Source organism: Sphingomonas metalli, assembly GCF_014641735.1.
GTDB classification, from domain to species: Bacteria; Pseudomonadota; Alphaproteobacteria; order Sphingomonadales; family Sphingomonadaceae; genus Sphingomonas; species Sphingomonas metalli.
The window spans coordinates 266482-287740 of sequence record NZ_BMIH01000003.1 but is presented as its reverse complement, the minus strand read 5'-3'; the positions used below and the strand labels follow the sequence as shown (position 1 = coordinate 287740).

19 protein-coding genes are annotated in these 21259 nt (G+C 69.3%); 8 read left to right on the top strand and 11 right to left on the bottom strand.

Annotation, left to right across the window (positions count from 1 at the left end; genetic code table 11):
- Nucleotides 1–39: 39 nt before the first annotated feature.
- The 8 genes from eda to IEX18_RS11590 form a co-directional block, all read right to left on the bottom strand.
- Entirely contained in the window at nt 40–657 is a 618-nt protein-coding gene (gene eda / locus IEX18_RS11625; protein WP_188658934.1) for a bifunctional 4-hydroxy-2-oxoglutarate aldolase/2-dehydro-3-deoxy-phosphogluconate aldolase, read from the bottom strand.
- The gene (gene glk, locus IEX18_RS11620) at nt 654–1622 is read right to left on the bottom strand and encodes a glucokinase (protein WP_188658933.1); all 969 of its coding nucleotides are present in this window, start codon (nt 1620–1622) and stop codon (nt 654–656) included. Before glk ends, eda begins: the two co-directional genes overlap by 4 nt.
- 131 nt (nt 1623–1753) lie before the next feature.
- Nucleotides 1754–3577, bottom strand: a complete 1824-nt coding sequence (gene edd / locus IEX18_RS11615; protein ID WP_188658932.1) for a phosphogluconate dehydratase — start codon at nt 3575–3577, stop codon at nt 1754–1756.
- Nucleotides 3577–4284, bottom strand: coding sequence for a 6-phosphogluconolactonase (gene pgl / locus IEX18_RS11610; RefSeq protein WP_188658931.1), 708 nt, complete (start codon nt 4282–4284; stop codon nt 3577–3579). The genes edd and pgl overlap by 1 nt, the downstream gene beginning before the upstream one ends.
- 209 nt (nt 4285–4493) lie before the next feature.
- On the bottom strand, nt 4494–5957 hold the full coding sequence (gene zwf, locus IEX18_RS11605; protein WP_188658930.1) for a glucose-6-phosphate dehydrogenase: 1464 nt from the start codon (nt 5955–5957) through the stop codon (nt 4494–4496).
- A gap of 11 nt (nt 5958–5968) precedes the next feature.
- Nucleotides 5969–6898 (bottom strand): N-acetyl-gamma-glutamyl-phosphate reductase, encoded by a 930-nt coding sequence (argC, locus tag IEX18_RS11600; protein WP_188658929.1) that lies wholly within the window; start codon nt 6896–6898, stop codon nt 5969–5971.
- Nucleotides 6895–7179: an SH3 domain-containing protein gene (locus tag IEX18_RS11595; protein WP_229664540.1), complete on the bottom strand. Its 285-nt coding sequence runs from the start codon at nt 7177–7179 to the stop codon at nt 6895–6897. The genes argC and IEX18_RS11595 overlap by 4 nt, the downstream gene beginning before the upstream one ends.
- A 25-nt stretch (nt 7180–7204) precedes the next feature.
- On the bottom strand, nt 7205–7546 hold the full coding sequence (locus IEX18_RS11590) for a MarR family transcriptional regulator (RefSeq protein ID WP_188659418.1): 342 nt from the start codon (nt 7544–7546) through the stop codon (nt 7205–7207).
- 253 nt (nt 7547–7799) lie between these two features.
- Between IEX18_RS11590 and secG the strand changes: the two genes are divergently transcribed.
- Both secG and pyrG read left to right on the top strand, forming a co-directional pair.
- Nucleotides 7800–8192 carry a preprotein translocase subunit SecG gene (secG, locus tag IEX18_RS11585; RefSeq protein ID WP_188658928.1) on the top strand — a complete coding sequence of 131 codons (393 nt, stop codon included), beginning with the start codon at nt 7800–7802 and terminating at the stop codon, nt 8190–8192.
- An 86-nt stretch (nt 8193–8278) separates the two neighbouring features.
- A complete protein-coding gene (gene pyrG / locus IEX18_RS11580; RefSeq protein ID WP_188658927.1) occupies nt 8279–9931 on the top strand; it encodes a CTP synthase in 1653 nt (550 codons plus the stop codon).
- 330 nt (nt 9932–10261) lie between these two features.
- Here pyrG and IEX18_RS11575 read toward each other — a convergent pair whose 3' ends face one another.
- Together IEX18_RS11575 and IEX18_RS11570 are read right to left on the bottom strand one after the other, a co-directional pair.
- Nucleotides 10262–10996 carry a glutaredoxin family protein gene (locus tag IEX18_RS11575; RefSeq protein ID WP_188658926.1) on the bottom strand — a complete coding sequence of 245 codons (735 nt, stop codon included), beginning with the start codon at nt 10994–10996 and terminating at the stop codon, nt 10262–10264.
- Nucleotides 10997–11091: 95 nt separating this feature from the next.
- Nucleotides 11092–11565 carry an Hsp20 family protein gene (locus IEX18_RS11570; RefSeq protein ID WP_188658925.1) on the bottom strand — a complete coding sequence of 158 codons (474 nt, stop codon included), beginning with the start codon at nt 11563–11565 and terminating at the stop codon, nt 11092–11094.
- A gap of 239 nt (nt 11566–11804) precedes the next feature.
- On the opposite strand from IEX18_RS11570, the gene IEX18_RS11565 reads away from it, so the two are divergent.
- From IEX18_RS11565 to IEX18_RS11540, 6 genes are all read left to right on the top strand, one after another.
- Complete coding sequence (locus tag IEX18_RS11565) at nt 11805–14267, top strand: TonB-dependent receptor (RefSeq protein ID WP_188658924.1); 2463 nt, start codon at nt 11805–11807, stop codon at nt 14265–14267.
- Between the two features lie 622 nt (nt 14268–14889).
- Entirely contained in the window at nt 14890–16140 is a 1251-nt protein-coding gene (locus tag IEX18_RS11560) for a lipoprotein-releasing ABC transporter permease subunit (RefSeq protein WP_188658923.1), read from the top strand.
- Nucleotides 16133–16807 (top strand): ABC transporter ATP-binding protein, encoded by a 675-nt coding sequence (locus IEX18_RS11555; protein WP_188658922.1) that lies wholly within the window; start codon nt 16133–16135, stop codon nt 16805–16807. Before IEX18_RS11560 ends, IEX18_RS11555 begins: the two co-directional genes overlap by 8 nt.
- Nucleotides 16804–17397 carry a GNAT family N-acetyltransferase gene (locus IEX18_RS11550; protein WP_188658921.1) on the top strand — a complete coding sequence of 198 codons (594 nt, stop codon included), beginning with the start codon at nt 16804–16806 and terminating at the stop codon, nt 17395–17397. Before IEX18_RS11555 ends, IEX18_RS11550 begins: the two co-directional genes overlap by 4 nt.
- Nucleotides 17394–18680: an MFS transporter gene (locus IEX18_RS11545; RefSeq protein ID WP_188658920.1), complete on the top strand. Its 1287-nt coding sequence runs from the start codon at nt 17394–17396 to the stop codon at nt 18678–18680. The genes IEX18_RS11550 and IEX18_RS11545 overlap by 4 nt, the downstream gene beginning before the upstream one ends.
- A gap of 74 nt (nt 18681–18754) precedes the next feature.
- Nucleotides 18755–19807 (top strand): LacI family DNA-binding transcriptional regulator, encoded by a 1053-nt coding sequence (locus IEX18_RS11540; RefSeq protein ID WP_188658919.1) that lies wholly within the window; start codon nt 18755–18757, stop codon nt 19805–19807.
- A 121-nt stretch (nt 19808–19928) separates the two neighbouring features.
- On the opposite strand, the gene IEX18_RS11535 is transcribed toward IEX18_RS11540, so the two are convergent.
- Entirely contained in the window at nt 19929–21245 is a 1317-nt protein-coding gene (locus IEX18_RS11535) for a HAMP domain-containing sensor histidine kinase (protein ID WP_188659417.1), read from the bottom strand.
- Nucleotides 21246–21259: the final 14 nt, after the last annotated feature.

The window sequence follows — 21259 nt, the reverse complement described above, 5'->3', positions numbered from 1 at the left end:
GTGGGTCTCAGGTCCTTCGACTGGGGCTCAGCCCCGGGATCAATCCCGCAAGGCGGCCGCCGCGCGCGCCTTGGCCTCGACCTCGGCCATGGTCCCGCCCGTCACCCAGCTGCCGCCGACGCATTCGACCGGGCCGAAGGACAGCCAGTCGCGCGCGCTCGCTTCGGTGATCCCGCCGGTCGGGCAGAAGCGGCACTGGTAGAAGGGGGCGGCCAGCGCCTTCAGCGCCTTGAGCCCGCCGCTCGTCTCGGCCGGGAAGAACTTGAACGCGGTCAGGCCGAGGTCGAGGCCGCGCATGATATCGCCCGCGGTGGCGATCCCCGGCAGATAGGCGATGCCGCTGTCGATCACCGCCCGGCCCAGCCCTTCGGTGAGGCCCGGCGAGACGATGAATTCTGCGCCCGCGTCGGCGACCTGCCGCAGCTGATCCTCGTTCACCACCGTGCCTGCGCCGACGATCGCGCCGGGCACGGTCTTCATCTCGCGGATCGCGTCGAGCGCGGCGGGGGTGCGCATCGTCACCTCCAGCACCTTCAGCCCGCCCGCGACCAGCGCCTCCGCCAGCGGCCGGGCGGTGGCGGCATCGTCGATCACCAGCACGGGGATGACCGCACTGGTGCGCATGATCGAAAGAATGTCGGTACCGATTGCGGTCATCGTGCGTGCTCCTGAGCGAAGGCAGCGGCGGCGCCGAACAGGCCCGGCTGCGGATGGGTGATGAGCTTGACCGGCATCGCCGCCATCATCGACTGGAAGCGCCCCTTGGCGACGAAGCGCTGGTCGAAGCCCGAGCGGAGCAGCTTGTCCTTGATGCGCAGGCCGAGCCCGCCGGCGATCACCACCGCCTTCGCGCCATGGGCGAGCGCCAGGTCGCCAGCGACCGCGCCGAGCGCCAGGCAGAAGCGGTCGAGCGCGGCGAGCGCAATCGAATCGGTGCCCTCCAGCGCCTCGTGCCAGATGGTCTTGTCGTCGCGACTGGGAACCGCGCGTCCCTCCATTTCCGCCAGCGTCTCGTAGATGGCGACGATGCCGGGGCCGGCGACGACCCGCTCCGCCGAGACGCGGGTGAAGGTCTTGCGCAGCCGCTTCAGGATCGTGTCCTCGATCGGATCGAGCGGGGCATAGTCCATGTGCCCGCCCTCGGTCGACAGGACGAAGTACTCGCCGTCCGCCTTCAACACCTGCGCGACGCCCAGCCCGGTGCCGGGGCCGCAGACGGTGGTGACGCCGTCGACCGGCAGCGGCGTGTCGGGACCGCAGAGATGGACGAAGTCGGCATCGGGCAACTGCGCCACCGCATGGCCGACCGCCCCGAAATCGTTGATGATCGTCCAGCTTTCCGCCTTGAGCCGCTCGGGGATCAGCGAAGGCCGGATGACCCAGGGATTGTTGGTCAGCCGGATCACGTCGCCGGTGATCGGCGAGGCGACCGAGATCGCGGCGGCGGAGGGCAGGGGGCTGCCATGCTCCGCCTCGAACGCCTGCCAGGCCGTCTGCAGCGAAGCGTGCTCGGCGGTCTTCTGCGTGCAGACCGGGCCGAGCGATACGACGCGGCGGTTATGCACTTCCGCGATGGCGAAGCGGGCATGGGTGCCCCCGATATCGACTGCGACGACCTGCATTGTACCTCTACCTAAAGCTCGAACACCCTCACCCTTCCCACCCGGCTGCGCCGGGCGGGCCCCTTCCCTCTCCCATTGGGAGAGGGAGGGAGGCGCGCAGCGCCGGAAGGGTGAGGGCGGTGTCTTTGTCCCTACATCCCGCCGCCGGCCAGCACCGCCGATGCGCCCTTCTCGGCCTCGTCGGAGGCGCCGCGGAACAGGCCGAACAGCTCGCGGCCCATGCCGCTGGCCGCCGCGGGCGGCTCCGCGGGCGTGCGAGCATCCCACTCGGCGGCATCGACCAGCGCATCGAGCGTGCCCGCGACCGCATCGACCCGGATCAGGTCGCCATCGCGGATCAGGCCGATCGGGCCGCCGGCCCCGGTTTGGCCGGGCAGCGCCTCGGGCGAGCAGTGGATCGCGCAGGGCACCTTGCCGCTCGCCCCCGACATCCGGCCGTCGGTGACGAGCGCGACGCGGAAGCCGCGGTTCTGAAGGACGCCGAGCGGCGGGGTGAGCTTGTGCAGCTCGGGCATGCCGTTGGCGCGCGGGCCCTGGAAGCGGACGACGACGACGACGTCGCGCTCCAGCTCGCCCGCCCTGAAGGCTTCGAGCACGTCGAGCTGGTCGTCGAAGACGCGCGCCGGCGCCTCGACCACCCAGCGCTCGCGCTCGACCGCGGACACCTTGATGCAGGCCCGGCCGATATTGCCCTGGAGGATCCGCATCCCGCCATCGGGGGAGAAGGGGGTCGCGACCGGGCGCAGAATCGTCTCGTCGCCGCTGGCACCGACATCCCGCCAGACCAGCGCCTCGTCCTCGATCGCCGGCTTGCGGCCGTAATCGGCCATGCTGCCCGCGACGGTGAGGATGTCGCCATGGATCAGCCCGGCATCCAGCAGCTCGCGGATGACGAAGGGCATGCCCCCCGCCGCCTCGAAGCCGTTCACATCGGCCGATCCGTTCGGGTAGACGCGCGCGATCAACGGCACCGCCGCCGACAGCCGGTCCATATCCTCCCAGTCGATCACGATCCCCGCCGCGCGCGCGATGGCGGGCAGGTGCAGGAGGTGATTGGTCGAGCCGCCGGTAGCGAGCAGGCCCACGGCCGCGTTGACGATCGCCTTCTCGTCGACGCAGCGGCCGAGCGGGCGATAATCGTCGCCGCGACCGCCGATCGCCGCCAGCCGCTGCACCGCCGCGCGGGTCAGCTCCTGGCGCAGCTTGGTGCCCGGATTGACGAAGGCGCTGCCGGGCATGTGGAGGCCCATCACCTCCATCATCATCTGGTTGGTATTGGCCGTGCCGTAGAAGGTGCAGGTGCCCTTGCTGTGATAGGCGCCGATCTCCGCCTCCAGCAGCTCCTCGCGCCCGACCTTGCCCTCGGCGAACTGCTCGCGCACCGCCGCCTTGGCCTTGTTGGGCAGACCCGAGGGCATCGGCCCGCCGGGGATCAGCACCATCGGCAGATGGCCGAAGCGGAGCGCGCCCATCAGCAAGCCTGGGACGATCTTGTCGCAGATGCCGAGCAGCGCCGCGCCCTCGAACGTGCCGTGGCTGAGCGCGACGGCGGTGGAGAGCGCGATCGTGTCGCGGCTGAACAGCGACAGCTCCATGCCGGGATAGCCCTGCGTCACCCCGTCGCACATCGCCGGCACGCCGCCCGCGACCTGCGCCGTCGCGCCGACCTCGCGCGCCCAGACCTTCATCTGCTCGGGATAGCGGTAATAGACCGCATGGGCCGACAGCATGTCGTTATAGGCGGTGACGATGCCGATGTTCATGCCGGCATCGGCACGCAGCCGCTCGCGATCCTCCTCGGTGCCGGCATAGGCATGGGCGAGGTTGGCGCAGCCGAGCGCGGGGCGGCGGATCGCCGTCTCCGCCTCGCGCGCGATCAGGTCGAGATAGGCGCCGCGGCTGCCGCGCGAGCGCGCGACGATCCGGTCGGTGACGGCCTGGACTTGGGGGTTCATCAGGGGGCCCAGTGGATGTCGACCGGCAGCTCGACCTCGGACAGGACGCGGCCGATCGGATAGGCGGAGGAGGGGCCCTGCTTGATCGCCTGCTCGACGACCTTGCGCTTGGCGTCGCCGGTGATCGCGATCATCAGCGCGCGGGTGGAGGCGATGGCGGCGCGCGACAGCGACACGCGCGGCACCGGCGCCTCGGCCGGCAGCGGCTCGGGCAGGACGCCGAGCGCGCGGCGCTCCTTGGGTCCGTTCAGCGCCTCGTCGAAATCGGGGCCGGGGAAGATCGAGGCGGTATGCCCGTCGCCGCCCACGCCGAGCAGGCAGAAGTCGAGCGGCCAGTGCAGGTCCTGCATCAGCGCATCGGCAGACCGGCCGGCCGCCTTATAGTCGGGCGTCGCCTGCGGCACGATCGGCATGACCCGGGCGCCCTTGGGCAGGAAGATCTTGGCGAGGCCGGTGACGTTGGACAGGGGATCGCCGAGCGGCACGACGCGCTCGTCGGTGGGGATGATCGTCACCCGCTTCCAGTCGAGCTTGGCCTGGGCGAGCTTCTCATAGGCGGGGAAGGGCGTCTTGCCACCCGCCAGCGCGATCACCGCCGAACCGCGGGCGTCGAGCGCGCTTTCGATGACGAACTGCACGTCGCCGGCGATGGCATCGGCAAGCTCGCCGACATCGTCATAGTCCCACCATTCGATTTCGGTCGTCATCACGCTCTCCGGAACTGAGGCTAGGCCATCGCGCATCGGAACGCGACAGACATACGTATGAGGTTGAAATAGATCCTCCTCGCTCCGCGGGGAGGGGGACCGCCGCGAAGCGGTGGTGGAGGGGCGTTGCCGCAAGCGTCACGCCTGCGGCTCTCCCCTCCACCAGCCTGCGGCTGGTCCCCCTCCCCGCGGGGCGGGGAGGATCCGGATCAATCGTCCTGCCAGGTGACGCCGTCGCGCTCCGTCAGCGCGATCGCGGCGGAGGGCCCCCAGCTGCCCGACGGATAGCTTTTCGGCTTCTGGTCGTTGGCGGTCCAGCCGGCGCGGATCGCGTCGATCCAGGTCCACTGAGCCTCCACCTCGTCGCGGCGCACGAACAGCGTCGGATCGCCCTCGATCAGGTCGAGCAGCAGCCGCTCATAGGCGATGCGGCGGCGGCTGCCGGCGAACTCGGCGTCGAGCGACAGGTTGAGCGGCACCTCGCGCAGCCGCACGCCGTCGCGGTCGAGCCCCGGCTCCTTCGCCATGACGAGGAGCTGGATATATTCCTCGGGCTGGAGGCGGATGATGAGCATGTTGGGCTGGAGCAGTCCGCCGCGGCCGGCGAACATCGAATGGGGCACCGCCTTGAACTGGATCGCGATCTCCGACCGCCGCGCGGCCATCCGCTTGCCGGTGCGCAGGTAGAAGGGCACACCCTGCCAGCGCCAATTGTCGACATGGGCCTTGATCGCGACGAAGGTCTCGGTGGTGGAAGGCTTTCCGAGCTCCTCCGCATAGCTCTTGACGAACTTACCGCCGACCGCGCCGTCCGCATATTGCCCGGTCACGGTGTTGTGCGGCACTTTCTCGGGCTTCATCAGGCGCAGCGAGCGAAAGACCTTCGACTTCTCGTCGCGCACATCGGCGCCGTCGAAATGCGCGGGTGGCTCCATCGCGATCAGCGCGAGCAGCTGGAGAATATGGTTCTGCACCATGTCGCGCAGCGCACCGGCGCTCTCGTAATAGCCTGCGCGTTCCTCCAGGCCGACCGTCTCGGCGATGGTGATCTGGACGTTGTCGATCCCCTGCGCGTTCCAGACCGGCTCGAAGAAGCTGTTGCCGAAGCGGAGCGCCAGGATGTTCTGGACCGTCTCCTTGCCCAGATAATGGTCGATCCGGAAGATCCGCTCCTCCGGAAAGGCGCGCGCGACCGCATCGTTGATCTCGCGGCTGGAGGCGAGATCGTAGCCGAGCGGCTTTTCGAGGCCGACCCGCACCGTCGGGCCGGTCAGCCCGACCGAGCTGAGCCCGTCGATCGCCGGTTCGAACAGCGAGGGCGCGGTGGAGAGGTAGATGGCGAGGCCGCCGCCGATGTCACCGATCTTGTCCGCCAGCGGGCGGAAGCATTCGGGCTTCGACAGGTCGGTCGGCTGGTAGAAGAGCCGCTCGGCAAAGGCGGCGATCGTCGCCGGATCCTTGCGGTCGGCGGGCAGGAACTCGTCGAGCGCGGCGCGCGCGAAGTCGCGATAGCCTGCGTCGTCGAAGTCCTGCCGGGCGGCGCCGGTGATCGTCAGCGCCGGGGGCAGCAGCCCGTCGGAATGAAGGTTGTAGAGCGACGGCAGCAGCATGCGCCGGGCGAGATCGCCGGTCGCGCCGAACAGCAGGAGCTTGGCGACGGGGTCGCGGGGCATGCCGGATCCTTTCAGATGACGAGGCCGGCGAGCGGATCGAGCCCGGCCATGATGTTGAGGTTCTGGACGGCGGCGCCGCCCGCGCCCTTGCCCAGATTGTCGAGCGTCGCGACCAGGCGGACCTGCGCGGCGTCCGGGTTGGAGAACAGATGCAGCGTCATGCGATCGGTGCCGGCATCGTCCTCGATGGCGACGGTCGAGACCGTGTCTTGCGACAGGCGGACGAGGCCACCGGCCGGATAGGCGTCGCGCAGCACCGCGCCGATGTCGCCGGGCTGGGTCCCGGGCGCGAACTGGGCGAGGTGCAGCGGCACCTCCACCACCATTCCGCGATAGGTGTCGGCGACGGCCGGCTGGAAGATCGGACCGTGTTGCAGCCCGGCATGCACGGTCATCTCCGGCACATGCTTGTGGCCGAGCGACAGGGCATAGGGGCGAAAGGCGGTAGCGGTCTCTCCGGCTTCGAACTCGGCGATCATGGCCTTGCCACCGCCCGAATAGCCGGAGGTGGCGTTGACGCTGAGCAGCGCGCTCGCCGGCAGCAGGCCCGCGCGCACCAGGGGCCGCACCAGCGCCAGGAACCCGGTGGGGTAGCAGCCCGGATTGGCGACGAAACGCGCGCCGGCGATCGCATCGCGCTGACCCGGATCCAGCTCGGCGAAGCCATAGGTCCAGCCGGCCGCGACCCGATGGGCCGTGGAGGCGTCGATCACCCGCGTCCGATCGTTGCGGATCAGCGACACCGCCTCGCGCGCGGCGTCGTCGGGCAGGCAGAGGATGACGAAGTCGGCATCGTTGAGCGCCTCCGCCCGGGCGGCCGGATCCTTGCGCCGCGCCTCGTCGAGGAGGATGAGCGCGATCTCGGCGCGGCCCGACAGCCGCTCGCGGATCTCCAGCCCGGTCGTGCCGGCCCCGCCATCGATGAAGACGCCGACGCTCACGCCGCCGGCTCCAGCGCGGCGGCGGGCAGATAGCCGACCAGTCCGACCCCGGGCGCGGTGCCCCAGGCGATGCCGCCGGTGACGTCGAGCAACTCGAACGGATCGCCTGCGCCGAGTTCGGCCAGCACCTCGCCCTCGGGCCCGCGGTCGGCCCGCAGCGCGCTGTCGACCGACAGCCGCCGCACGACCGGCGCCGCATAGTGCGGAGCGAACACCTGGTCGGCGAGGCGCACGTCGGCGAGGTCGGGGCGCACCGCCTGGGTCCGTGGATCGATATCCACCGAACGGCCGCTCAGCGCAAATGACTTACGCGAAGGCGCGCGGCGATCCGTGGCCGGCTGCGTGACCGGGGGCGAGGGCTCCGTCGCCGATGAAGTGCCCGAACTCTTCAAGAAAATCTGCCCCTTCGGATGTGCGCGCGACAAAGATGTTGCGCTTGTCCGCATCGTCGCGCTGTCGGCGCAGATAGCCGAGCGCGCCCAGCCTGTTCAAGGCGCGCGTCACGACGGGCTTCGAGACGTTGAGCGATCGCGCCAGTCCGCGCACCGTATGCGGCCCGGGCTTGAGGTAGACGAGCAGCAGCAGCGCCATCTGCCGATTGGTCAGGTCGGGCTCGCCGGACCGGACGTAATCGACCAGGACGCTCATCCACGTCGTCAGCGAATGGGGATCGGCAGTAGCCACGGGCGTGCAATTCCGTCGGTCCGCGCCCGCCGGACGCGACGGGCTTCGTTACGAGAGCTTAACGCCCTCGTGCCCGGCGGGTTTCCCGGATTCAGGCGCTTTTCAGAGCGATTCGCAACATGGCGGTCGGCGGCGAACGGGGGCATGAGTTGATCGCGGGCGATCGCTCGCCTATGTGCGCCCCGACATCTTCTCAGTATCGGACATTCGCCGGCCCATGTTCCCCTTCCTGCTCGTCGTCCACGCCATCATCGCCGCCGCCCTGGTGACGGTGATCCTGATGCAGCGGTCCGAGGGGGGCGGCCTCACCACCGGCGGCAGCCCGTCGGGGCTGATGTCGGCGCGCGGCGCGGCCAATTTCCTGACCCGCGCGACGGGCGTGCTGGCCGGCACCTTCATCGCCTTCGCGATCGTCCTCGCCTTCGTCGCGGCGAGCCATCGCGGCACGCAGACGATCGATACGTCGCTCGCCCGGTCGGTGCCGGCGCCGCAGCAGAATGCGGTGCCCAACACGCCCGCCGACGGCCCGGTCACCACCGGTGCGGGCAAGCCCGCCGCGGTCGGCCCCGGCAGCCCCGCCGACAATTCGTCGGTCCCGCTCGCCAACTGATTCGCTGTCATTTCGATCGACAGGGGCCTCCGCGCGTTCGGGGGCGCTTGTCCTATGCCCATCATCCAAGCTAGGCGGTTCTTCCCATGGCGCGGTATATTTTCATCACCGGCGGCGTGGTCTCGTCGCTCGGCAAGGGGCTCATGGCAGCCTCGCTTGCGGCTCTCCTCCAGGCGCGCGGCTATCGCGTGCGCATCCGCAAGTTCGATCCCTATCTGAACGTCGATCCGGGCACGATGAGCCCCTATCAGCACGGCGAGGTCTACGTGACCGACGACGGGGCGGAGACGGACCTGGATCTAGGTCATTACGAGCGCTTCACCGGCGTCGCGGCGCATCAGTCCGACAACGTCACCTCGGGCCGGATCTACCAGACGATCATCCAGCGCGAGCGGCGCGGCGACTATCTGGGTGCGACGGTGCAGGTGATCCCGCACGTCACCGATGCAATCAAGGCCTTCGCCAAGGCGGACACGGTCGACGAGGACGGCGAGGAGCTCGACTTCGTGCTCTGCGAGATCGGCGGCACGGTCGGCGATATCGAGTCGCTGCCCTTCATCGAGTCGATCCGCCAGCTCCGCAACGAGCTGGGGCGGGGCCAGTCGATCTCGATCCACGTCACGCTGGTTCCCTATATCGCCGCGGCCGGCGAGCTGAAGACCAAGCCGACGCAGCATTCGGTGCGCGAGCTGGCGGCGCTGGGCGTCGCGCCCGACGTGCTGGTCTGCCGCTGCGAGCAGCCGCTGCCCGCCTCGGAACGCGCGAAGATCGCGCTGTTCTGCAACGTGCCCGCTTCCGCGGTCATCCCGGCGCTCGACGCGAAGAGCATCTACGCCGTGCCGCTGCAATATCATGCCGAAGGGCTCGATTCGGAGGTGCTGCGCGCCTTCGGGATCGAACCGGGCGCCGCGCCCGACCTGTCGCGCTGGACCGACATCGTCGACCGGCTGACCAATCCCGAGGGTGAGGTGACGGTGGGCGTGGTCGGCAAATATGTCGGGCTGCAGGACGCCTACAAGTCGCTCAACGAGGCGCTGGTCCATGGCGGCATCGCCAACCGGGTGAAGGTCAACGTCCGCTGGATCGACGCCGAACTGTTCGAGGGCGACGACGACAGCGAGATCGCCGCGCAGCTCGAGCCGTGCCATGCGATCCTGGTCCCCGGCGCGTTCGGCGAGCGCGGCGCAGAGGGCAAGATCAAGTCGGTCCGCTTCGCCCGCGAGCGGCACGTTCCCTATTTCGGCATCTGCTTCGGCATGCAGATGGCCTGTATCGAGGGCGCCCGTGACCTGGCCGGTATCGCCGAAGCCTCGTCCACCGAGTTCGGCCCGACTCCCGAGCCGGTGGTGGGGCTGATCACCGAGTGGATGGGCCGCGACGGGCTGGAGAAGCGCGAGGAGCAGGGCGATCTGGGCGGCACGATGCGGCTCGGCGCCTATGAGGCGCGGCTCACCGGCAATTCGGTGGTGGCCTCGATCTATGGTGCGACCACGATCCGCGAGCGGCACCGCCATCGCTACGAGGTCAACACCAAGTATCGCGAGGGGCTGGAGAAGGGCGGGCTCGTCTTCTCGGGCATGTCGCCCGACGGGATGCTGCCCGAGATCGTCGAGCGGCCGGACCATCCCTGGTTCGTCGGGGTGCAGTTCCACCCGGAGCTGAAGTCCAAGCCGTTCGACCCGCACCCGCTGTTCGCCAGCTTCATCGCGGCGGCGGTGAAGCAGAGCCGGCTGGTCTGAGCGGCGGGGGCCGATGGCCCGCGATGACCGCTAGACACGCTCGGGGGGTGGCTCCGTCGAAGGGAGGGGTGCTGGGCAGCGGAAGGCCGTTGTGGAGGCTGACATCCTTGCCCGGCACCACCACGTGAGCAAGATTGCTGCCAAAGTCCTCCGTCCCCCCGGCGAAGGCCGGGGCCCAGTTGGGAGACGGCAGTAAGGTAACGCGAAGCTTCGCCAAACTAGACCCCGGCCTTCGCCGGGGTGGACGTGGATTATTGGACACTCGGACGCTCGCAGAAATCTCGCCTCCGAGGGGATGACGAACGGGGACAGGGTCTTGTCACCCTCTACCTAACCCCGCACCGCCATCCACAGCGCCATACCCACCATCATCACGTTCTCGACCAGCGACACGAAGCCGAGCGGCACGTTGCTGCCGCCGCCGACGCAGGCGCATTTCAGCTCCCGCCGCTCGACATAGACCGCGCGGATCACCGACCATGCGCCGATCGTGCCGATCGCCAGCGCCACCGGGACCGCGAGCCAGAGCAGGGCGCCCGCGAGCATCAGTACGCCTGCCAGCGCTTCGGCAAAGGGGTAGACATAGGCATAGGGTACCCAGCGGCGGGCGAGCAGATCATAGCCGAGGAAGCCGTTGGTGAAGCCTTCCACATCGCGCAGCTTCTGGAGCGCGAGCAGGCACATCGCCACGGCGACGAACCATTCCGCGCCGCGCGCGGTGACGAGCGCGCCGAGCGACGCCCAGCTCATCGCCGCGGCCATCGCCGCCGCCATGGCGAAGATGGCGATCACGGGGACGTAGGCCGTCGCGCGGGGATCGGGCACGGGCTTGCCGAAATGGCGCAGCAGGTCGGTAAAGCCGCCGATCCGCACCCCATCGATAAAGGCCTGCGGCGTCGTCTGGACCGAATGTTCGGCCTTGAACGCATCCTGTGCGGCGCGGCTGGTGAGCAAGTGATCGTCGACCTCATAGCCCTGCCGCCGCAGCAGATCGCGCGCCTTCAGCCCGAAAGGGCAGAGATGCTGCGGGGTCGCCATGCGATAGAGCGTCGCCGTCCTGGCCATGTCCGCCTCCTCCACGGGAAAAAAGAAAGCGCCCGGGCCGGACGGCCCGGACGCCCCACGGCGCCTGGAAAAGGGAGCAACAGGCGCCGAGCTGGTTACGCCGCCTGCGCCGTATCGGCGGCGGGCTGCGCTTCGACCGCGGCGAGCGGAGCGCCCGTCTTGATCGCGATCGTCTTCGGCTTCATCGCCTCGGGCACCTCGCGGACGAGGTCGATGACGAGCAGGCCGTCGGACAGGCGCGCATCCTCGACGAACACGAAGTCGGCGAGTTCGAAGCGGCGCTCGAACGAGCGGTTCGCGATGCCGACATGCAGGAAGTTGGCGTTGGCCGCCTTGTCGTCCTTCTTGCCGGCGACGAGCAGCAGGTTCTGCTGCGCGGTGATCTCGATCTCGTCACGGCTGAAGCCGGCTACCGCAAGCGTGATGCGATAGCGGTCGTCGGCGACGCGCTCGAGGTTGAAGGGAGGATAATTCTCGGCTGCGGACGCGCGGGCGTTCGTCTCGAGAAGGTCGAAGAGCCGGTCGAAACCGATGGTCGAGCGGCGATAAGGGGTCAGGTCGAGTCGCATGTCAAAACCTCCGTCAGAAGCGAGTTGGCGATCGGCACCCGCACTCGGCGCGGTGCCTCATGTGCGGCCCGGAAACGGCGCCGCACGCGACCTATCTGGGAAGAACAAAAGCGGTTTCAAGACCCGCGCACCGGCCCCCAGGCCGGTGATAAAGCTCATCTTCCCCATGCCAAAGGCGAAGCTTGATTGAACACCCACCAAAATGATGGAGTTTACCCCCGATAAAGGGGAAACTTCGAATGACGATCACGCTCGCCCTGTTGCTGGCCGCCCAGACCGCCGGGGTTGCCGATACCGCGCCGCCGACGACCGCTGCCGCCGCCCCGGACGTGGAGGGCGCGGCGACCCAGACCGAGGATCGCGAGGACGTCTCCGCCGCGACCGCGGCGAGCCGCGACATCTACGTCACGGCGCGCCGCCGCTCCGAGCAGGCGCAGAACGTACCGATCCCGCTGTCGGTCGTCGGCGTCAAGGAGCTGGACAGCACCGGCAGCTTCAACGTCGCGCGGCTCCAGCAGCTGCAGCCGACGCTGCAATTCTATTCGACCAATCCGCGCAACTCTTCGGTCAACATCCGCGGCCTCGGTGCGCCGCTCGGCCTGACCAACGACGGCATCGACCAGGGTGTGGGCGTCTATATCGACCAGGTCTATCTCAGCCGCGTCGCCGCCGCGACGCTCGACTTCCTCGACGTCCAGCAGATCGAGACGCTGCGCGGCCCGCAGGGGACGCTGTACGGCAAGAACACCGTCGCCGGCGCAATCAACATCACCAGCAAGGCGCCGAGCTTCACCTTCGGCGGCAGGGCCGAGGTGACGCTGGGCAATCTCGAGTTCAAGCAGGCCAAGGCCGCGGTGACGGGGCCGCTGGCGGACGACGTCGCGATCCGGATCGGCCTGACGACGACCAGCCGGCGCGGCACGATCTACAATGTCGCGAACGGCACCTACGTCAATTCGCAGGACAATATCGGTCTGCGCACGGCGATCCTGTACAAGCCGACCGAGGACCTCAACCTGACGCTGTCGGGTGACTATACCCGGCAGAACCCGAATTGCTGCGCGCAGATCTTCGTGCGCGTCGGCTCAACCCAAAGGCCGCTTGCCCGCCAATTCGACGCGCTGGCCCGCGCTCAGGGCTATGAGCCGCCCAGCCGCAACGCCTTCGACCGGCTGACCGATCTCGACGCCCCGCTGCAGGCGAAGAACACGCTGGGCGGCCTGTCGCTGCGCGCCGAGTACCAGCTCGGTTCGGGCACGCTGACCTCGGTCAGCGCCTGGCGCTTCTGGGATTGGCAGCCGGCCAACGACCGCGACTTCACCGGCCTCCCGATCACCACCCGGTCGCAGAACCCGACCCGTCAGGACCAGTATACGCAGGAATTCCGCTACGCCGGCGAGGGCAGGCGGTTCGACTATGTCCTGGGGCTGTTCGGCTTCTACCAGGACATCCACACTACCGGCATCCAGCAGCAGGGGCGGTCGGCGAGCCGCTGGCTGATCAACCCGACCAGCGCGCTGGCGAACGATCCGTCGGTCCTCAACGGGCTGACCGCGAACAACGACATCCGGCTGAAGAACTTCTCCGGCGCGGTGTTCGGCAAGCTCAACTACAAGGTCACCGACAGCGTCACCCTGTCGCCCGGCTTCCGCCTGAATTACGACGACAAGGTCGGCAGCTATGTCAGCATCGTCCGCGACGGGCAGGGCAATCTCGTGCCGTACAGCGGCGGCACCGCGCGCCAGGCGGCGCAGCGCGACGCGATCCAGCCCCAGGCCTTTCAGGACGAGGCCTACCGCGCCTGGAATGCTTCGTACGACTTCACCGCCTCCTACAAGCCGTCGCGGGACGTGCTGCTCTACGGCACCTATGCGCACAGCTTCAAATCGGGCGGCCTGAACCTCAACGGCGTGCCGGTGGTCAACGGCGTCGTCCAGACCCAGTTGGCCCAGATCAAGCCCGAGAAGGTCGATCATTTCGAACTGGGTGCCAAGACGCAGTTCTGGGACCGCAAGGCGACGCTCAACGTCACCGGCTTCTGGACCAACATCCGCGACTATCAGGCGATCGTCAACGACAGCTCGACCTCGTCGCTGCGCGGCTATCTCGCCAATGCCGGCAAGGTCCGGGTGCGGGGCATCGAGGCGGATTTCGCGATCCGGCCGAGCGACCGGTTCAACCTCTACGTCAACACCGCCTTCACCGACGCCAAATATGTCGACTTCAACAATGCGCCGTGCCCGCCCGAACTGTCGGGCGGCGGCACCCCGACCGCGGCCAATCCGACCATCGGCGCGCCCGGCGCGCCGGGCACCAACAGCCCGCTCGTCTGCGACATCTCGGGCCAGTGGCTGCCGGGCATCTCGCGCTTCGCCGTGTCCTATGGCGGCGAATATAATCTTCCGACCCAGGTCTTCGGCAAGGCCGGCGAGGCCTATGTCGGGATCGACGCCAATTCGCGCACGAAGTTCTCGTCGAACGCCTCGCGCTCGATCTACACCGACATCCAGGGCTATACGCTGGTCAACGCGCGGCTCGGCTTCCGCACCGATGCGGGTGTCAATGTGTTCGGCTGGGTGCGCAACCTGTTCGACGTGAACTATTACGAGGTGCTCGCGACCACGCCGGGCAACACCGGCCTGATCGCCGGCAACGTCGGCGACCCGCGCACCTATGGCATCACCGTCGGGGCGAGCTTCTGACACGATGAACGGCCGGTTGGGCGGGGCGGCCGGCGCCCCGCTCACCTGTCGTTCAGCCTCGCGATGCGATAGACAGGTGCGTCGACGACGGGTCGCAGTCGGAAGCTCCCGGCCAGTCGGAGACACGAAAGGCGGGCACGTCCGCCGGTCGCCTGTCCCGAGCGGTCCCCTGGATCGACACCGATCGGCGGACGTGCGTTGCTTTCCATGCACGGCATCCAGCGTGGGCTGCGGCGCTGACCCGTCCGGGCTGCGCGAAGTCGAAGCACAGGTGAGTCTCAGGCTCAGTGCGAACGGTGGGGTAAGTCATTAGGCTGTCCAAAACCTCGCGCACCGCCCCAACGGCAAACGCCCGGACCGTTTCCGATCCGGGCGCCTGCGTGACGATCGCTCGTCAGCCCCCATTTTCACCCTTCGCCGCATGCCTCGTTGGGCGGGCGTTCAGAGTATCCCCGAACCACGGCCATGCCTGTGTTCAGCAAGGACGTGCTAGGTAAGCCCATGGCCTTTGTCACGGGGGAACGTGGCGGCGGCGCTACGATTGCCGCGACGCTGTGGATTCGATGCAACAATACCGATCCGGTTGCGTCGGCGCGCGGAGCTTCGTAGAGCCGTTTCCGCAATGATCCTGTCCAACTATGAGCGCATGATCGCCCGTCGCTACCTGCTGCCGGGCAAGGGCGAGGCGTTCATCTTCCTGGTCGCGTCGATCAGCCTCGTCGCGGTGATGCTGGGCGTCGCCGCGCTGGTCATCGTGATGAGCGTCATGAACGGCTTTCGCGCCGAGCTGTTCGACAAGATCGTCGGGCTCAACGGCCATGCCGTGGTGCAGGGGGTCGGCGGGCGCCTGCCCGACTGGCGACAGATCGTCGAGGAGGCGCGGCGCACCCCCGGCGTGACCAGCGCAGTGCCGCTGATCGAACAGCCCTTGATGGCGAGCTATAACGGCCGGGTGGAAGGGGTGCTGGTGCGCGGCATGCGCACGCAGGACATCCGCTCGAACGGCACTTTGGGCGGCAAGGTGATCCTGGGCTCGCTCGGCAGCGTCACGCCGGGCAGCGATACGGTGGCGATCGGCAGCCGGCTCGCCGATGCGCTGGGGGCGACGGTGGGCAGCGAGATCTCGCTGATCAGCCCGCAGGGGCAGACGACCCCGTTCGGCACCGTGCCGCGGATCGTCAGCTATCGCGTCGGCGCGATCTTCGAGATCGGGATCTACGATTATGACAAGGCCTATATCGTCATGCCGATCGAGGATGCGCAGACGCTCCTGCTGATGGGCGATGCGGCGGGGATGGTCGAGGTGCAGACGGTGGATGCCGACCGGGTCGGCCCGATCCTCCAGCCGCTCGCCGACCGGATCGGCGGCGCGGCGGTGATCAGCGACTGGCGGACGATGAACGCCCAACTGTTCGAGGCGCTGGCGGTGGAGCGCGTGGCGATGTTCACCGTCCTGTCGATCATCATCCTGGTCGCGGTGTTCAACATCCTGTCCTCGCTGATCATGCTGGTGCGCGCCAAGACCCGCGACATCGCTATCCTGCGCACCATGGGGGCGACGCGGGTCGGGCTGATGCGCATCTTCATGACCGTGGGCACGACGATCGGCGCGCTCGGCACGGTGGCCGGGCTGGCGCTCGGCTTCGTCTTCCTCTTCTACCGCCAGGCGGTGGTGAACTTCGTCCAGCTCGTGACGGGCCAGAATCTCTGGGACCCGTCGATCCGGTACCTGACCGAGCTGCCCGCCAAGACTGACCCGGTCGAGGTGATCGTGATCACCGCCATGGCGCTGGTCTTCTCCTTCCTCGCCACCCTCTATCCGGCGTGGAAGGCGGCGAGCACCGATCCCGTGCAGGTGCTGCGCTATGAGTGAGCCCGTCCTCCAGCTGACCGGCCTGTCCCGCAGCTTCACCCAGGGCGAGGAGACGATCCAGGTCCTGCGCGGGGTCGATCTGGCGATCGCGCCGGGCGAGATCGTCGCCCTGCTCGGCCCCTCGGGTTCGGGCAAGTCGACGCTGTTGCAGGCGGTGGGTCTGCTCGAGGGCGGGTTCGAGGGATCGATCATGATAGCGGGGACCGAGGCGGCGCGGCTGGACGCGCATGGCCGCACGGTGATGCGCCGCGACCGGCTCGGCTTCGTCTATCAGTTCCACCATCTGCTGCCCGACTTCAACGCGACCGAGAATGTCGTGCTGCCGCAGCTCGTGCACGGTATCGGACCGGCGCAGGCGGAGGTGCGGGCGCGGGCGCTGCTGAGCGCGCTGGGTCTCGGCCACCGGCTGACCCATCGGCCGAGCCAGCTGTCGGGCGGCGAGCAGCAGCGCGTGGCGGTCGCGCGCGCGCTCGCCAACCGGCCGGCGCTGGTGCTCGCCGACGAGCCGACCGGCAATCTCGACGAGCAGACCGCCGATATCGTGCTCGCCGAGTTCCTGCGGCTGGTGCGCGAGGAAGGCTCGGCCGCGCTCGTCGCTACGCACAACGAACGGCTGGCGCGGCGGATGGACCGGGTCGTCCGCCTGCACGAGGGCCGGCTGGGATGACGGGCTGGACGGAGACGCCGACGCTGATCGGGCGTCACGTCACCCTTCGCCCGCTGGCGGAGGCGGACCTGCCGGCGCTGGTCGAGGCGGCGCGGACCGGCGACCTCTGGAACATCTTCTACGCCAATGTCGCGATGATGAAGACGCCGGAGCGCTGGTGGACGGCGGCGATGCACGAACAGGATGTCGGTCGCGCCCGCCTGTTCGCGGTCGAGGCGGCGGACGGGCGGGTGGTCGGCACCACCCGGTTCATGCGCATGGCGCCGGCGCACCGCCGGCTGGAGATCGGCGGCACCTTCTATGCGGTCGCGGTGCAGCGCACCGGGGTCAACACCGAGGCCAAGCGGATGCTGCTGGGCCATGCCTTCGAGACGCTCGGCTGCCAGTGCGTCCAGATCCGCACCGATGCGCTGAACCTGCGCAGCCAGCGGGCAATCGAGCGGCTCGGCGCGACGCGGGACGGGGTGCTGCGCGGGCATCAGGTGATGGCCGACGGCCGCCTGCGCGACAGCGTCGTCTATTCGATCCTCGACCGGGAGTGGCCCGCGGTGCGCCAGAATCTCGACTATCTGCTGGCCCGGCACCCATGACGACGGCCGCCCCCTCGCACCGGCGGGTGCTGCTCGCGAGCTTCGTCGGAACGACGATCGAGTTCTACGACTTCTACGTCTATGCCACCGCGGCGGCGCTGGTGTTCGGGGAGATCTTCTTCCCCAAGGGCGCACCCGGCACCCAGCAGCTGGCGGCCTTCGCCACGCTCGCCGTCGCCTTCTTCGCGCGGCCCGTGGGCAGCCTCGTCTTCGGCCATTTCGGCGACCGGATCGGACGCAAGTCGACGCTCGTCGCCTCGCTGCTGACGATGGGCGTGTCGACCACGCTGGTCGCCCTGCTGCCGACCTATGCCGATGCCGGCTGGATCGCCCCGGTGGCCTTGTGCGCGCTGCGCTTCGGCCAGGGCTTCGGCCTGGGCGGGGAATGGGGCGGGGCGGCCCTGCTCGCGGTCGAGCATGCGCCGCCCGGATGGCGTGCGCGCTATGGCAGCGCCCCGCAGCTCGGGGCGCCCGCCGGCTTCATCGCCGCCAACGGCCTGTTCCTGCTCCTCGGACTGTGGCTGTCGCCCGCCGAGTTCCGCGACTGGGGCTGGCGGATACCGTTCGCGATCAGCGCGGTGCTGGTGCTGCTCGGCCTGTGGATCCGGCTGAAGCTGACCGAGACGCCCGCCTTCGCCGCCGCGCTGGCCGAGGCGCCGCCGCCAGCGGTTCCGATCGCCGAGCTGCTCGGCCGGCATGGCCTTGCGACGCTGGCGGGCACGACGGGGGCGATCGCCTGCTTCGCCGCCTATTATGTCGGCACCGCCTTCCTGCTCGGCTATGGCACCAAGACGCTGGGCTTCGCCATGCAGCAGTTCCTGCTGATGCAGCTCGGCGCGATCCTGTTCATGGCAATCGGCATCTATGCAGCCGCGTGGCTGGCGGACCGGCGCTGGGACGAGCGGCGGGTACTGGCGGGCGGCTGCGTCGCGACGATCCTGGTCGGCTTCACCATCGCGCCGCTGATGAATGGATCGGCGGCCGGCGCCTTCACCTTCCTGTCGCTGACCCTGCTGGCGATGGGCTTCGTCTACGGGCCGCTGGGCGCATGGTTGCCGTCGCTCTTTCCGGCGCGGGTGCGCTATACCGGCGCCTCGATCGCGTTCAACGTCGCCGGTGTGATCGGCGGCGGACTCACCCCGCTGATCGCGCAGGGGTTGGCGATGGAGCGCGGACTCGCGGCGGTCGGCTGGTATCTCAGCGCCGCGGCGGCGATCAGCCTCGTTGCGCTGCTGCTGGTCCGTTCGCGCTCCGACGGCGGGGCGGCCGAACTGTTGCCCTGAGCGGCCCCGCCGCCCGTTGACGCGACGCCGTCGATCGGCTTGGGTCGACGCTCGCGCTTGCCAAGGGAGAGAGCATGACAGGCCAGCGCCGGCCGCCGGGCCGGGCGACCTCCTTCGATATCGCGCAGCTGGCGGGCGTGTCGCAGCCGACCGTGTCGCGCGCGCTGCGCGGCAGCCCGACGGTCAGCGCCGCGACGCGGCAGCGGATCGAGGCGATCGCGCGCGAACTCCATTACACCGTCGACCGCGCCGCCTCGAACCTCCGGTCGGGCCGGTCGCGCACGCTGGCGATGCTGATCTTCCGTGACCCCACGCCGGACGGGACGACGGTGAACCCCTTCTTCCTCGCCATGCTCGGCCCGGTCATGGCGGCCTGCGGCGGTGCGGGCTACGATCTGCTCGTCTCGTTCCAGCAACAGGCGCAGGAGTGGGAGGCGGACTATGCCGACCATGCCCGCGCCGACGGACTGATCCTGCTGGGCTATGGCGACTATGCGGAATATCGCCCCCGGCTCCAGGCGCTGGAGGAACGCGGGGCGCAGTTCGTGTGCTGGGGGCAGGTCCAGCCCGGCCAGCCGGGCGTGACGATCGGCTGCGACAATGTCGCCGGCGCGCGCGACGCGACCGCGCATCTGATCGCGGGCGGCCGGCGGCGCATCGCCTTTCTCGGCCATTCGAGCGACCATTATCCCGAGAACCACGACCGGCACCGCGGCTATGCCGAGGCACTGTCCGCGGCCGGGCTGGAGCGCGACCCGCGGCTGACGGTGGACGCGGTGTCGACCAGCGAGGACGGCGCGCGCGCGGCGCAGTGGCTGCTCGACAGCGGCATGGACTTTGACGGGATCGTGGCCGCCAGCGACCTGATCGCGCTCGCCGCCATGCGCGTGCTGGCGGAGTCGGGGCGGCGCGTGCCGCAGGACGTCGCGGTCGTGGGGTTCGACGACATCCCGGCCGCCGCGCTCGCCAACCCGCCGCTGACGACGGTGGCGCAGGATGCCGGGCTGGCCGGGCGGGTCATGGTCGAGACGCTGCTGGACCAGATCGCGGGCGTCCCGGCCCCGCCGCGCATCCTGCCGGCGCGGCTGGTCGTGCGCGGCTCCTCGGGCGAGCGCCGGCGGGGGTAAAGGCTAGGTCGCTTTTCCGGATCCGGGTCAATCCGTTGGGGCCGGGCGACGTCGAAGGTCCACTTCCTGTCGGGGATACGACTGCGCGAAGGGCACCGGAGTTGACGGAGTGGTTCGAACTTTAGCCCCGCCGCGGCAGGGTGATGGTCGCATCGAGCCCGCCACCAGCGCGGTTGACGAGGCTGATGTCGCCGCCTGCCTCGCGCACGATGGCGCGGGCGAGCGCCAGGCCGAGCCCGATCCCGCCGGTCTCGCGGTTGCGCGAGGTCTCCAGCCGGGTGAAGGGATCGAAGACGTCGGCGAGCCGGTCGTCCGGGATGCCCGGCCCCCGATCGGCGACGACGATCGCCACCCGGTCGGTCCAGGCGGCGATCCGGACCTCTGCCGCCTCGCCATATTTGACCGCATTCTCGATCAGGTTGCGCACCGCGCGCCGGATCAGGGCAGGGCGGAGCCGCATGCGCAGCCGGTCGGCTTCCTCGAACGCGACCGGAGCGTCGAGGTCGCGGAAATCCTCCACCACCGCATCGACCAGCGCGGCGAGGTCGACCTCCGTTTCGGGCTCGCTGGGGCGACCGAGCCGGGCCAGCGACAGGATGTCGTCGAGGGTCCGGTTCATCTCCGCGATCGTGTCGGCCATGCGCAACCGGTCATTGTCGTCCTCGACCGACTCGACGCGGACCCGCAGCGCGGCCAGTGGCGTGCGCAGGTCGTGGCCGATCGCGCCGAGCATCCGGTCCTTCTCGTCGAGCATCGCCCCGACGCGGCGGCGCAGCGCATTGAAGGCCTCGATCAGCGCGGCGACGTCGTCCGGCCCGGCCACCGCGAGCGGCGGCCCGGCATCGCCGGGACTGAACCGCTCCGCCGCCCGGCGCAGGTCGCGCAGCGGCCGCGACAGCCGTCGCACGATCCACAGCACCGGCAGCAGCACGATGATGTAGAGGATCAGCGTCTGGCTGAGCAGCGCCAGCAACAGCCGGCGGCTGTTCTGCGGCCAGGGCACGCTCACGGTCAGCCAGCCCTTGCCGGGCTGCTCGACCGCGATCAGCAATTCGTCGCCCGCATGTTCCTCGTGCACGCGGCCGCGCCGGCGGCTGCGCTCCTCGGCATCGGCCGGTCGCCCGTCGCCGCTGCGGAAGCCGGTATCGATGCGACCCACCGTCACGCCCTGTTCGGCAAGCTGGCTGCGCAGCTCGGTCGCGACCTCGGGGTGGCGCTCCAGCCCGAGCGGTATCGGGTCCGCGGCGACCCGGCGGACGCGGCCGCGTCCCGACTCGATCGCCCGACCGCCCCGCGCCTCGCGGTCCAGCGCATCGGCGAGACGCGTGGCGACGGGCCGGGTTGCCTGCGCCAGCCGGAAGCCGGCGCGGTCGCGCAGGATCAGTCCGAAATTGATCGCCTGCGCCACGAACAGCGCCAGTGCGATCAGCAGCGCCATTTGCCCGGCGAGGC